This is a genomic window from Chryseobacterium sp. RR2-3-20 (assembly GCF_017808115.1).
Classification (GTDB): Bacteria; Bacteroidota; Bacteroidia; order Flavobacteriales; family Weeksellaceae; genus Chryseobacterium; species Chryseobacterium oryzae.
This window is the reverse complement of sequence record NZ_JADQBD010000034.1, coordinates 18295-32515: the sequence shown is the minus strand read 5'-3', so window position 1 is coordinate 32515 and position 14221 is coordinate 18295. Positions and strand designations below refer to the sequence as shown.

Here is a 14221-nt window from a genome sequence, read left to right as displayed (position 1 = left end):
AAAAAAAGTTTATTGAAACAAAGTTCAATAAACTTTCTATATCATCAGTAACAATCAGTAGTACAAAGAATTTTACCAACTATTTTTGACTAATAAACCGTTTTAAAAAATATGAAGCCGTCTCATTTTTGTGAGACGGTTTTTTTATTGAACTTTTGAATTTAATTCAGTTTTTCTGCAATATATTTTGCAGTATGGGATATTTTATTTTTTGCCAACTCTTCTGGAGTTCCGGCAAAAACTACTTCTCCACCATGTTTTCCGGCTTCCGGACCAATGTCTATAATATGATCGGCACATTTCATAATATCAGGCTGATGTTCTATTACAATAACAGAATGTCCCAGATCTATTAATGCTTGAAGCGATTTCAATAATTTCTGAATATCGTGAAAATGAAGTCCAGTTGAAGGTTCATCAAACACAAATAAAGTTTTATCGGTGGTAACACCTTTTACTAAAAATGAAGCTAGTTTTACACGCTGCGCTTCACCTCCCGAAAGTGTAGAAGAACTTTGCCCAAGCTGAAGATATCCCAAACCAACATCCTGAAGCGGCGTAAGCTTAGTAACGATTTTATCTTCCTTATTTTCTCTGAAAAAATCTAAAGCTTCATCTACCGTCATGTGAAGAATATCCGAAATATTTTTTTCATCAAACTTTACTTCAAGAATTTCGCTTTTAAAACGTGTTCCTTTACAAGTTTCACATTCCAGTTCTATGTCTGCCATAAACTGCATCGACACATTAATAACGCCTTCACCTTTACATTCGTCGCATCTTCCGCCATCTACGTTAAAAGAAAAATGCTTAGGCTTGTAGCCCATAAGTTTGGCACTTTTCTGCTTAGAAAACAAATCTCGAATGTCATCATAAGCTTTCAGATAGGTTACAGGATTAGAACGAGAAGATTTACCAATAGGATTTTGGTCAATCAGTTCAATATGTTTTATTAATTTTTTTGGAAATTCCACAGAGTCGTAATCACCCTTTTTTCCACCCATTCCCAACTGAATTTGGATGTCATTGGTAAGAATTTCTTTCATTAAAGTAGATTTTCCACTCCCCGAAACTCCGGAAATAACTACAAAACTTTCTAACGGAACATCTACGTTAATGTTTTTTAGATTATTAGATCTCGCTCCTTTAATGTGAATAAATTCTTTGGCTTTTCTACGCTTTTCAGGAACTTTAATTTCTAATCTGCCTGTTAAATACTTGGAAGTAAGTGTATCTGCATTTTTAAGTTCCTTGAAATTACCCGCAAAAACAAGTTCTCCGCCTAAATATCCAGCTTCCGGGCCAATATCAATAATATAATCTGCCGCTCTCATCACATCTTCATCATGTTCTACAACGATAACTGTGTTACCAATGTCGCGAAGATTTTTAAGAACTTCTATTAAATTTTCGGTATCTCTCGAATGCAAACCAATAGAAGGCTCATCTAAAATATAAATAGAACCTACCAAAGAACTTCCTAAACTTGTAGCTAAATTAATTCTCTGGCTTTCTCCTCCAGAAAGCGTATTGGAAGTTCGGTTTAAAGTAAGATAACCTAAGCCAACTTTTAATAAAAATTCCAGTCGGGTGGAAATTTCATATAAAAGTCTTTTGGCAACTTCACGATCATGATCCGAAAGTTTGAGACTGTTGATTAACGGTAAAAGTTCATCCAAAGGAAGTTCAATCATCGACTGAATGTTATATCCGTCGATTTTCACCCAAGTAGTTTCCTTACGCAAACGCAAACCTTCGCAGGTTGGACAAAGAGTTTTGCCACGATACCTCGAAAGCATAACACGATACTGTATTTTGTACAAATTTTCTTCCAGCATTTTGAAGAAATTGTTCAAAGAAGGAAATGTACTTTTAGCATCACCTTTCCAAAGGTAGTTTTTCTGCTCTTTGGTAAGTTGGTGATACGGTTTGTGAATCGGAAAATCTTTTGCTTTTTTAATAAAGTCTTTTTTCCATTCGCTCATACTTTCGCCTTTCCATGCGGCAACAGCATCTTCAAAAACAGACAATGCTTTATTGGGAATAACTAAATCTTCGTCTATACCAATTACTTTTCCGTATCCTTCGCAAGTCGGACAAGCTCCGTAAGGATTATTAAAACTGAAAAAATGAACATTTGGCTCTAAAAATTCGATTCCGTCGAGTTCGAATTTATTAGAAAATTCTTTTATTTTTCCTGTTTCTGTATTTTTAAGTGCACAATGTCCTCTTCCTTCATAAAAAGCCATTTGTATAGAATCTGCCAATCTCTGAAGAAAACTTTCATCATCTTCATACGTAAAACGGTCGATCACCAGATTAATGACCATTTCTTTTTCCGGGATAAAGCCAAAACTTTCAAGATCTTCAATTCCTGCCACATTTCCGTTCACTTCAAGCCTTGTAAAACCGGCAAGTTTAAGAACGTTGAGTGTTTCAGAAAAGTTTTCAGCATCAAAAATTAATGGAGCAGTTAATAAAAAAGGAGTTTCTTTCTTAGAATTTTTTATAAAATCTACAACATCTGTAACCGAATCTTTTTTTACTTCTTCGCCGGAAACGGGAGAAAATGTTCTTCCTATTCTTGCGAATAGAAGCTTCATATAATCGTAGATTTCTGTAGATGTTCCTACTGTAGATCGAGGATTAGAAGAAATTACCTTTTGCTGAATTGCAATGGAAGGAGCAAGCCCTTTTATGTCGTCTACTTTTGGTTTTTCTAGCTTACCTAAAAACTGACGGGCATAAGAACTTAAGCTTTCAACATATCTTCTTTGTCCTTCGGCATAAATTGTATCGAATGCCAAAGAAGATTTACCACTTCCAGATACTCCGGTAATAACAATTAGTTTGTTTTTCGGGATGAGAACATCTATGTGTTTCAGGTTGTTAAGATGTGCATTTTTAACGAAAACCTGTTTTTTTATATTTATTTCTGTTGTTGCAGCCATACTCGTATTAAGACCAACAAAATTACGAATTTTTGATGGTTTTTATTTAAACTTATAATCATAAATAAAGGGGTTATTCAATTTAATTTTACAGTCAATTTCAGATTTAAAATTCTGCTCTTAGATTTTGTTATTATCTTTTTCATGATATGTATCACATTTTATTTTCTGGAAAGTCCATTAATTTTGAAACCTTCAAAATAATAAGTTTTATGAGGAGAAAATTAGGTGCCACTCTTTTTTTGTTGGGAGCATTTTGTACAGAAGCACAGATAAAAACATCCGATATAGATTCAATAGAAATTCAGGGGAAATTTACAGCGACTACTTTTAAAAACGCCAATCAGAATATTTCTATCATTACGAAAGAAGAAATTCTGAATTCTCCTGCCGTAAGTATTGATGAAATTCTGCAACAGGTTCCGGGAATGGATATCAGAAGGAGAGGAGCCAACGGGGTACAGAGTGATTTAGGCTTTAGAGGAAATTCTTTTGAACAGGTGTTGATTTTGATTAACGGAATCCGCATGAATGATTCCCAGACAGGACATAATTCTCTAAATATTCCGGTAGATTTGGATGATGTAGAAAGAATTGAAATTGTAAAAGGTCCTGCTGCAAGAAGATTCGGGCAAAATGCCTATGCGGGAGCTATTAATATCATCACCAAAACTCAAATTGGAAAAAACGTAAAAATAAGTGCTAATGCAGGGGATTACAAAACATTTGGCTTTGGGCTAAATGCCAATGTAGGAAACGAAAAATTTTCACAGCTTTTACAGGCAAATTCCAATACTTCGCAAGGTTACAGACATAATACCGATTTCGACATCAGAAATGTATATTACCAAAATCAGCTGAAAATAAAAAATGGTGATCTAAGATTACAGGCAGGTTTTTCTGAGAAAAAGTTCGGAGCTAATGGTTTTTATGCTTCACCCCTTGCTACTGAACAGTATGAAGAATTGCAGGCTTCAATCATAAGTATTGCCCATCAACAGAATTTTGGGAAATTAAGACTTAATTCTAATGTATACTGGAGAAGAGGACAGGATATGTATCTTTTTAACAGGGAAAAGCCTGAAATCTACAGAAATATGCATATTGGGAATAATGTGGGTGGAGAAGTAAATTCAAGCTACACATCCAATCTAGGAACGACAGGTTTGGGAATAGAATTGAGGAAAGAATTCCTGGAAAGCAGTAATTTGGGAAGCAGAGAACGTTTTGTTACACAGGTTTTTTTTGAGCATCATTTTTCTTTTTTCGAAAAGAAACTGAATATTACACCAGGAGCTTCTTGGGCCAATTACTCCACCAACGGAAACTTTTTTTATCCCGGATTAGATATTGGCTATACTTTTTATCAGAACAACAAAATTTACGGAAATATTTCCCGCGTCCACAGAGTGCCGACTTTTACAGATTTGTACTATACCAGTAAAACTGAAAAAGGAAATCCCGATCTTTTGCCGGAAAATGCGGTGTATGCAGAACTTGGGTATCAATATCAAAACAAGAATATTATTGCAAAATTAAGCGGTTTCTTAAGAAATTCTAATAATGCGATAGATTGGACCAAAGTTTCTCTACAAGATCCGATTTGGTATTCTAAAAATATTGGAAAAACTGAAATTAAAGGGATCGAAACAGAAATAAGCTATCAGTCTTTCAGTTGGATGAAATTTACTGTTGGATATACTTATCTTGATAATAAACTGAAAGATATTAATGAACTCAATTCCCGTTACGCTTTAGATAATCTTAAACATCAGCTTGTTACTAAGCTTCAGACAAAATTTTTGAAATATTTCAGTAACGAATTGGTTTATCGATATAATGATAGAGTAAATCTTGGAAGCTATCATCTTTTAGACGAAAAACTGAGTTTTACTAAAAACAATCTTTCTGTATATGCTTTGGTAAATAATGTTACCAATACACAGTATACCGAAACTTTTGGCGTACCAATGCCTAATAGATGGTTTCATTTAGGATTTTCTTATAACATTCATATTAAGTAAACTTAACATTCGTGTAACATTAAATCCTATATTTTTGCAAAAAATTTATTGGATGAAACTTATTGTAAGTTTTGCTTTATTAATAAGCATAAGTATTTTGAAGGCTCAGGAACACGTATCTTCATTTAATGCACTAACGATTAACTACAAGTTTCATCCTAAATTTTTTATCTATGCAGAAGGACAGGCAAGAGGGATTGAAGATTATACTTATCCAGATTATTATGAGATAAAAGGAGGTTTGGGGTATAATCTCACCAAAAATCATAAGCCATTTATAGGTTTAGGGAAATATGCCACTTATAAAAACCATGCCATAGATAAAGAAGAATTCCGTGTTTGGTTGCAGGATATTATTGATTTTAAAAAAGGAATCGTAAAATTTGAAAACAGATTCCGTGCAGAAAAATCATGGTTTTATGAGCCACAAAAAGACATCAGTTCAGAAAGAATCCGCTATCGTTACCGTCTTAATATTTCTGTACCTCTAAATTCTAAAAAAATTGGTCCAAAAACACTTTTTGCCAATGTTTACGACGAAATTTTCTTAGTAACACCCATGAAACCTACGTTTGCCAGAAATAGAGTTTACGGAGGTTTTGGATATCAGATTGACGATCATTTTGGTGTTTTGGGCGGTTATCTTTGGCAAAGAGAATTTGAAGCTAAAGGAAACAAAAATGTACATTTTGTATATCTTGCTCTCAACATCAATATAGACGACACTGGGAGTAAAACCAAAACCTACCATTTTCCCGGAGCAGATTAATATTTTTCTGTTAGATAGCGATAAGCTTTCAGGTATTTGTTGAATCTGTGGATATCTTTTTGTGTAAGTTCCCGGTTCACCCTTCTAAGATCCATATTGTCCCGAAGATCATTCAGTTTTACAGCAACAGCCAAAGGAGATCTTTCTGTACGTTTAATAAAATCTTCATACGCTTCTTCAGGATCAAACTTGGTAAGACAGCTTACCGCAAACAGAATATATTCCGGAAATCCTTCAGATCTTAAATACTCAAAACTGAATTCTTCTGCATGATCTTCTACCACGTCATGCAAAACACCAACAATTTTCTCGTCTAACGTTTTACCATATTCCATTACACGCATTACGTGGGCGATGTAAGGAGCCTGATATTTATCTTTTTGTCCTTTATGTGCTTTATCAGCTATTTTTATTGCTTTATTTAAAAGTTCTTCTTTGGTCATTATTCTTGTAAAAAATAGTCTGCAAAAATAAAAAACAAAGCATATAAACTCAATAGTTCTGAATACAAATTTCAGAATTTAACAATAAATTTTATTAATATAGGTTTATTTAGAAGCAATTTCTTTTTTCAAAACAGGATCTAATGCATTAGGCATTTTATACTTTGAAGTATCTACAGAATTAACCTTTAATGCAGAATATAAATTGACGTTGTTGGGTACATAAACAGGCATCTTGTAAAGATTTGCAATTGCACTGTCTGGTTTACTTATGTATGGTGAGTTATAATATGGTGAATTATAAAATAGCGGTCTTTGTTGATAAAAAGTCTTTAAACTATCTATTTTAAAGGGTTTTATTTCAGTATTCTGAGCAGAAAAAACTCCTGTACCGGCGATTAAGAAAAAGAATAGGTTTTTCATAAGAATCAATTTAAAAATAAAATATTCATTATAATCGGTTTAAGATACAAATTATCTTTCATATCATACCATAATGAATTAAAAATGGCCGGAAAAAATCCGACCATTGTAAGTAATAAATATAGGTTCTGTCTTATTTCGTATTTTCGTTTATACGTCTGGAAGACAGGTTAAGAAAACGTTTTACGAGCATACACGCAGAAATGGTCAATCCTAAACCAAGGGCAATCCACATTCCGAATGCACCCATTTTAAGAGTTACACAAAGGAAATATCCCAAAGGAATCGTAATTAACCAATATGCAATAAAAGTATAAATCGAAGGAATCTTTACATCCTGCAATCCTCTAAGCATTCCCAAAGCGGTTACCTGAATTCCGTCTGAAAGTTGAAATAATGCTGCAATAATCATCAGTTTAGAGGCTAAAGTAATTACTTCTATTTCTTCGGGTTTTGTAAAGAAAGTAGGGAGAATATTTCGTCCTACAATAAATACAAATCCGCAGAAACACATAAAAAGAAAAGCAATTTTAAGATTGTTGATTCCTATTTTTCTTAATTCAACAAAGTTTTTTTCGCCCAATTTTCGCCCAATCATCACCGTTGATGCAACACTGAAACCAATGCACAGATTAAAGGTAAAAGATGCCATACTCAAAGCGATTTGGTGAGAAGCGATATCGTGGGCAGAAATGAGTCCGCAAATAAATGCTGCTCCTGCAAAAGCAGTTACCTCAAAGAACATCTGTAAAGCAGTAGGGAATCCTAGACGAATCATTTTTTCGAACATTTTCTTAGAGAAAACCTGCATTTTTAAAGAAAAATCTTTAATATACTGTCTTGTTTTATTCTCTTTCAGCAAAACGAAATATAAGAATACCACCATAAAAATTCTGGCAATAAGACTTGCAAGAGCAGAACCCTTTACACCCATTTCTGGGAAAATCCATATTCCTTTAATGAAAACATAATTTAAAACAATATTAATTACGTTAGCAATAATGGTAGCTTTTGTAACCCCAATAGTATAAGACAAACCTTCTGAAACCTCTCTTAAAGTTTGAAATGCCATAAAAGGAACAATGCTGATAGCCATAATAGTCAGGAAATCTACAGTATCGGGAATAATTTTTTCCGGCTGACCAGAATGGTAGAGCAGAGGCATTGCCAAAAGCAATACTCCCATAAGAATAGTTCCTACCGCCATATTGATGACAAAACCATGACTGAAAACAGAATTAATAGTTTTGTGGTCATGTTGAGAATGAGCCTGAGAAACCAATGGCGGAATGGCAAAAGAAAATCCCACTGCCAAAACAAACATGGAGAAAAATACGGCATTCCCAAGTGAAACTGAAGCTAAAGCATCTGCTCCCAATAATTTACCAACAATTATATTATCGAAAAGGTTTACAGAAACCTGCCCAACCTGCGTAAGCATTACGGGAAGAGCAAGCGTTAAGGCTTCTTTGGTATAGTTTTTATTTAAAAAGTTCATATCATTACAAAAAAAAAATCTGCAGCATAAATACTGCAAATTTTTATTATTTAAGACAATTAAATATTAATTATTTTCTTACAAAACTTGCAACATCTTCTTTGGAAACAGTGTTTCCACCAAGGATGATTAATCTTTCTACCACATTTCTCAACTCTCGGATATTTCCGGTCCATGATAGTTCTTTCAGTGCATCAATAGCGATATCATCAAAGCTTTTTAAGGCAGTACCATGCTCTTCGGATATCATTTTAGAAAAATGTTCTACCAAAAGTTTAATATCGTCTTTTCTTTCATCCAAAGGCGGAACATAGATTTCAATTACAGAAAGTCTGTGGTACAAATCTTCTCTAAATCTTCCCTCAGCAATTTCTGTCTGCATATTTTTGTTGGTTGCCGCCAAAACACGTACATCAACTTTAATTTCTTTATCGCTTCCTACAGGAGAAACTTTACTTTCCTGTAAAGCACGCAGTACTTTTGCCTGAGCAATAAGACTCATATCACCAATCTCATCTAAGAAAATCGTTCCATTGTTGGCTTGTTCAAACTTTCCCTGTTTATCTTTAATAGCTCCGGTAAAAGAACCTTTTACATGCCCAAAAAGTTCAGATTCTATTAATTCTGAAGGAATTGCAGCACAGTTTACTTCCACCATCGGACCTTTAGATCTTTCGCTTAAATTATGAATAGCATGTGCAACCAATTCCTTACCTGCACCATTGGGACCTGTAATTAAAACTCTTGCGTCTGAAGGAGCCACTTTTTCAATCATCTCCTGAATTTTCTTCAAAGGAGCAGAATCACCAATCATCTGGTACTTTTTGCTGACTTTCTTTTTAAGCGTTTTATTTTCAGATTGAAGATTTTTATTTTCTTTTTTTAGAGTTTCTTTAGCCAAAGCATTTTTTACGCTCGTAATCAGTCTATTGATGTCTATTGGCTTAGAAATAAAATCGTATGCGCCATCTTTAAGACAAGAAACTGCAGAATCGATATCGGCATGACCAGAAATCATGATGAAAGTAGTTTCCGGTTTTAAGGCTAAACTCTGTTTCAAAAGTTCTGTTCCTGAAAGCTTCGGCATCTTGATGTCTGAAATTACAAGGGCAAAATCTTCTTTTTCTACCTGTTTGTAGCCTTCCAGCCCATCATCGGCGATTATAAATTCATAATCATTGAGTTCATCCGAAAGAATACTGTGGAGTACTCCGGAAATTGCTTTTTCGTCTTCTACAATAAGGATTTTTTGCATAGGTGCAAATTTAGTTAATTTTTGCTTGATTATTAGCAAATATCATTCCTAAAATCTATTTAGAATAATCTCTTCTGCCGAAAATAGCCGATCCTACACGTACTGAATTCGCACCGCATTCAATAGCCAAAGGAAAATCATCGCTCATTCCCATAGAAAGAGTCTGCAAAGTATGAATCTCACTTAATTCATCAAAAAGAGTCTTCAAAACTGAAAATTCTTTACTGATTTGGCTTTCATCTTCCGTAAATGTTGCCATTCCCATTAATCCTGTAATTTCAACATGGGGAAATTCGCCGTTGATGAATTTTGTGAATAAATCTTTGGCATCAGAAATTTCAAGTCCGAATTTACTTTCTTCATCAGCAATTTTCACCTGCAATAAGACTTTTATGGTACGTTGATGCTTCGCTGCTTCTTTATTAATTTCATTTAAAAGCTTCTCAGAATCTACACTTTGTATGGTATCTATAAATTCTGCAATATATTTAATCTTATTGGTCTGCAGATGCCCGATTAAATGCCACTGGATATCTTTTGGAAGCAACGGGTATTTTTCGGTAAGTTCCTGAACTTTATTTTCTCCAAAAACTCTCTGTCCAAAATCATAAACTTCCTGAATAGCTTCAACCGGATGTGTTTTAGACACCGCAACCAACTGTACATTTTCCGGAAGCTGTTTTTTTATGTTATTGTAATTCTCCTGTAAACTCATAAGGGCAAAGTTCTGAATTTAAGTTTAAATTATAGAAACTTTAGAGCAAAAACCTGTTTATATCTCTAGAAAACTTTCTGCATTATTGAAAAAGCGGTTTTACTTATTTCCTAAAAATAAAATTTAAAATGCGCAAAGGGTTAAATAACGTGAGCTCGGATAAGAATTTATAAAACACAAAGCTGAACAAATGCCTTTTCAAAAATCAATAATTTAAAGTTTCATTATCCCAAACTCAAGTTGAATAATATTTAATCTAATTCAGCAGAATTTAATCTTAACGAATTTAAAATTACAGATAAAGAGCTGAAACTCATCGCTGCTGCTGCAATCATCGGTGAAAGAAGAATCCCGAAAAACGGATATAATAAACCTGCTGCAATCGGAATGCCCAAAACGTTATACACAAAAGCAAAGAAGAGGTTTTCTTTAATGTTTCTCAGCAATTTTTCGCTAAGCGTTTTTGCTTTTGCAATTCCTAAAATATCTCCTTTCAGTAGAGTGATTTCTGCCGTTTCCATGGCAACATCGGTTCCTGTTCCCATGGCAATACCAATATTTGCCTGTGCAAGAGCAGGGGAGTCGTTAATTCCGTCGCCGGTCATGGCAACAATTTTTCCCTGTTGCTGCAGTTTTTTTACTTCATTCAGTTTATCTTCGGGAAGACAGCTGGCTTTGTAATGTTTAATGCCTAATTCATCTGCCACAGCTTTTGCGGTATGCTCGTTGTCGCCCGTCATCATCATCACATCAATTCCGTCATTTAATAAATGCTGAATTGCTTTTTTCGAACTTTCCTTAATTTTATCGGTAAAGCTTATTAATCCTAAAACCTCATTTTCCTGAGCGATATAAGAAATCGTATGGGCTTTTGACTGAATTTCTGTTGCTTTCGACTTTAAATCCTCTGAAATCTTAATATTATTGGAATTTAGCAAATTCTCATTTCCTAAATATATCATTTTTCCATTGATGATTCCTTTTACGCCTTTTCCCGAAATGTTTTCGAACTTTTCAACTTTTTCGGCAGTAATATTTTCGTCTTTAGCTTTTTTAATCACCGCATTAGACAGCGGGTGTTCTGAATTTTGATTGAGTGAATAAGCCAACTTCAAAATTAAATTCTGATCGGCATGATGGGTGGCTACAATATGTTCCAAAGAAGGTTTCCCTTCGGTTAAAGTACCTGTTTTATCGGTAATTACCACATTTACTTTATTCATAAGTTCAAGAGCTTCGGCATTTTTAATAAGAATTCCGTTTTTGGCTCCTTTACCAATTCCTACCATTAAAGACATGGGCGTTGCCAAACCTAAAGCACAAGGGCAGGCGACAATTAAAACCGCAACAGCATTCACAAAAGCAAATAAAGTTTTTTGACCTTCGGGACCGAAAATCTGCCATAAAATAAAGGTGATTACCGAAACCAAAATTACAGTAGGAACAAAAACTTTTGCCACTTTATCGGTAAGTTTCTGTATCGGAGCACGGCTTCTGCTTGCATCATTCACCATTTTTATAATTTTAGCAAGGAGCGTTTCATCACCCACTTTTTCGGCTTTCATCAAAAAAATCTGGTTTCCGTTAATTGTTCCCGAAGTAACCTTATCATCTGTATTTTTTTCTACAGGAATGGGTTCTCCGGTAATCATACTTTCATCCACCACAGAATTTCCTTCGGTAATGATACCGTCTACAGGAATTTTTTCACCGGGTTTTACTTTTAATATATCTCCAATTTTAACCTCAGAAAGCGGAACTCTTTTTTCTTCATTATTTACCATTATATTGGCTTCGTCAGGAGAAAGATTCATGAGTTCTTTAATGGCATTTCCTGTTTTTTTATGGGCTAAAGCTTCCATTAACTGCCCTAAAATCACCAAAGTCATAATAACACAAACCGCTTCAAAATAAAGAGGAATTTCATGATTATGTCCCCGTATTTCATGCGGAAGTATGTCTGGAAATACTAAAGCCACAATGCTGAATATAAATGCAGCAGCAACTCCCAAGGCAATTAAACTGAACATATTTAAGTTCCAGGTTTTAAAGGAAACCCAGCCACGCTTCATTAAAAACCATCCGGAATAAAACAAAACCGGCAACGTGAGAATCAACTCGAAAATCCCCTGAACCTGATGAGAAAAAGGAAAATCTATGAACATTCCGCCCATCGATAAAATAAATACAGGAACGGCAAATGCCAAAGAAATAAAGAATTTTTTTCTTAATATTTTGTAGGTATCATCTGTTTCTTCTTCGCCTTTTTCAGGATATTTCACCAGATCCATCCCGCAGACAGGGCAACCTACGTTGCTGTCGTAAGTTTTATTGCCCTCGCAAAACATTGGGCAATAATATCTTCCAGCCATTTCATCTGTAACCTTGGGTTTTTCGTATTGATGATTGTGATGTTGAGAATGCGGTACGGAATTTTTTACCAAATCTTCGGTAATTTCTTCCAAATGCATGTGGCAAACCGGGCAATCTGTTTTTTCATTATATACCTTATCGCCTTCACAGAACATCGGGCAATAGTATTTTCCGATATTGTCTTTGAAGTTTTCGGGTAAGTGGGTAGAAGAATAAGTAGGTTTATAATTGGAATCTTTCGCTAATTTCTCTTCAATCGGAACCAAATACATGTTACAGACCGGGCATCTTTTTCCCTGCTGAAAATATACTTTGTCACCTTCGCATTCCATCGGGCAGTAATATACTGAAGAAGGAGAAACTCTATCCTGAGGTTTAATAAAAGTCTGATCAGGATTACTCGGATCTTCAAGCTTATAATTCCCGATTTCTGAAAGGGAATGATTGATCTCTTTAAGGCTGATTTCTTTATCTGAATGTATTTCGGCGGTGCTGTTCTCTAGATTGATCTCTGCTGAAACTCCTTCTAAACTGTTGAGTTGATCTGAAATTTTCTTCTGACAACCCGAACAGGTCATTCCTAATACTTTATATTGTTGGTGCATAACTCTAAATTTATAACAAATTTCCGAAAACGATTTTGTAAGCTGTTATAAATTTAGGGATTATGTTTATATTATTTTGGAATAAGTTTTTTAGATTTTAATCTTAATTAATTAGATATCCATAATAGCTTTGAATTTATTTATCGCAAGTGAAACGAAGTATTTTAAGCAGACCATAAGAATGTATTATACTTTGTCTAAAGGTTTTCTGTGTCCTGCTTTCAGTTTTTTAAATTCGGTAGGAGTGAAGCCTGTAACTGTTCTGAACTGTGAGGATAAATGCTGTACACTTTTATAGCCTAATTTCCCTGCAATTTCTGTCAGATTAAATTCATTGTAAAGCAAAAGTTCTTTTACTTTTTCTATTTTTTGAAGAATGAAAAACTGCTCTATCGTTATATTTTCGTTTTGAGAAAAAGTTTTAGAAAGTGCACTGTAATCTTTATGTAGTTCAGAACTCAGATATTTAGAAAGCATAAAATTTTCGTCAATATCCAGCTTTGAAATTTTAATAATGATAAGACCTTTAACCTTATCTGCTAACTGATGGGCTGCTTCCTTAATTCTTTCGAACCCGGTTTCCACCAAGCGTTTTTCAATATTTTGCAGGTCTTTGGCAGAAATACCTTGCTCCGTTTCTACTTCGCCGAGATTAATAGACTTTATTTGAACAGAAAATTCATTAAAAATAGCCGAAACAGCAGAAATACATCTGTCGCAGACCATATTTTTTATGAATACTTTCATAAATTTTCTTTAAGCTTAAGGCGGTCTATCACAAATTCAACCTGAGTTTTGCCGTGTGGAGCCGGGTTTCCGTTCTCATCCAGATTTACCATTACAATTTTGTCTACGGTAATAATGGTTTGGTGCGTCATTTTATTTCTCACCTCACACGCAAGGGTAAGAGATGTGGAACCAAATTTGGCAACTTCGATACCAATTTCTATAATATCTCCCTGTTTTGCAGAGCTTACAAAGTTGATTTCCGAAATAAATTTGGTAACCACCTTTTTATTTTCTAGCTGAATAACGGCATACAAAGCAGCTTCTTCATCAATCCACTGTAATAATCTTCCTCCGAATAAGGATTGGTTGGGATTCAAATCTTCTGGTTTTACCCATTTTCTGGTATGGTAATTCATAATCTTGTATTCTGATGCAA

The 14221-nt window shown here is 34.4% G+C and carries 11 protein-coding genes; 2 read left to right on the top strand and 9 right to left on the bottom strand.

The window, feature by feature from the left end; all coding sequences use genetic code 11:
• Positions 1-161: 161 nt before the first annotated feature.
• Positions 162-2951: an excinuclease ABC subunit UvrA gene (gene uvrA / locus IV513_RS09280; RefSeq protein WP_209390295.1), complete on the bottom strand. Its 2790-nt coding sequence runs from the start codon at positions 2949-2951 to the stop codon at positions 162-164.
• A 212-nt stretch (positions 2952-3163) separates the two neighbouring features.
• On the opposite strand from uvrA, the gene IV513_RS09275 reads away from it, so the two are divergent.
• Together IV513_RS09275 and IV513_RS09270 are read left to right on the top strand one after the other, a co-directional pair.
• The gene (locus tag IV513_RS09275) at positions 3164-4975 is read left to right on the top strand and encodes a TonB-dependent siderophore receptor (RefSeq protein ID WP_209390294.1); all 1812 of its coding nucleotides are present in this window, start codon (positions 3164-3166) and stop codon (positions 4973-4975) included.
• A 52-nt stretch (positions 4976-5027) separates the two neighbouring features.
• Positions 5028-5744, top strand: coding sequence for a DUF2490 domain-containing protein (locus IV513_RS09270; RefSeq protein ID WP_209390293.1), 717 nt, complete (start codon positions 5028-5030; stop codon positions 5742-5744).
• Here the strand turns inward: IV513_RS09270 and IV513_RS09265 are convergent.
• The 8 genes from IV513_RS09265 to IV513_RS09230 form a co-directional block, all read right to left on the bottom strand.
• Positions 5741-6187, bottom strand: coding sequence for a phosphohydrolase (locus IV513_RS09265; protein ID WP_209390292.1), 447 nt, complete (start codon positions 6185-6187; stop codon positions 5741-5743). The two genes, IV513_RS09270 and IV513_RS09265, sit on opposite strands and share 4 nt — an antisense overlap.
• Before the next feature lie 105 nt (positions 6188-6292).
• A complete protein-coding gene (locus IV513_RS09260) occupies positions 6293-6610 on the bottom strand; it encodes a hypothetical protein (RefSeq protein WP_209390291.1) in 318 nt (105 codons plus the stop codon).
• A 133-nt stretch (positions 6611-6743) separates the two neighbouring features.
• On the bottom strand, positions 6744-8108 hold the full coding sequence (locus tag IV513_RS09255; protein WP_209390290.1) for an MATE family efflux transporter: 1365 nt from the start codon (positions 8106-8108) through the stop codon (positions 6744-6746).
• A gap of 70 nt (positions 8109-8178) precedes the next feature.
• Positions 8179-9363 carry a sigma-54 dependent transcriptional regulator gene (locus IV513_RS09250; protein ID WP_209390289.1) on the bottom strand — a complete coding sequence of 395 codons (1185 nt, stop codon included), beginning with the start codon at positions 9361-9363 and terminating at the stop codon, positions 8179-8181.
• A gap of 55 nt (positions 9364-9418) precedes the next feature.
• Positions 9419-10078, bottom strand: coding sequence for a YggS family pyridoxal phosphate-dependent enzyme (locus tag IV513_RS09245; protein WP_209390288.1), 660 nt, complete (start codon positions 10076-10078; stop codon positions 9419-9421).
• A gap of 251 nt (positions 10079-10329) precedes the next feature.
• On the bottom strand, positions 10330-13056 hold the full coding sequence (locus IV513_RS09240; protein ID WP_209390287.1) for a heavy metal translocating P-type ATPase: 2727 nt from the start codon (positions 13054-13056) through the stop codon (positions 10330-10332).
• 186 nt (positions 13057-13242) lie between these two features.
• Complete coding sequence (locus IV513_RS09235; protein WP_209390286.1) at positions 13243-13803, bottom strand: AraC family transcriptional regulator; 561 nt, start codon at positions 13801-13803, stop codon at positions 13243-13245.
• Entirely contained in the window at positions 13800-14201 is a 402-nt protein-coding gene (locus tag IV513_RS09230) for an acyl-CoA thioesterase (RefSeq protein WP_209390296.1), read from the bottom strand. The genes IV513_RS09235 and IV513_RS09230 overlap by 4 nt, the downstream gene beginning before the upstream one ends.
• Positions 14202-14221 lie beyond the last annotated feature (20 nt).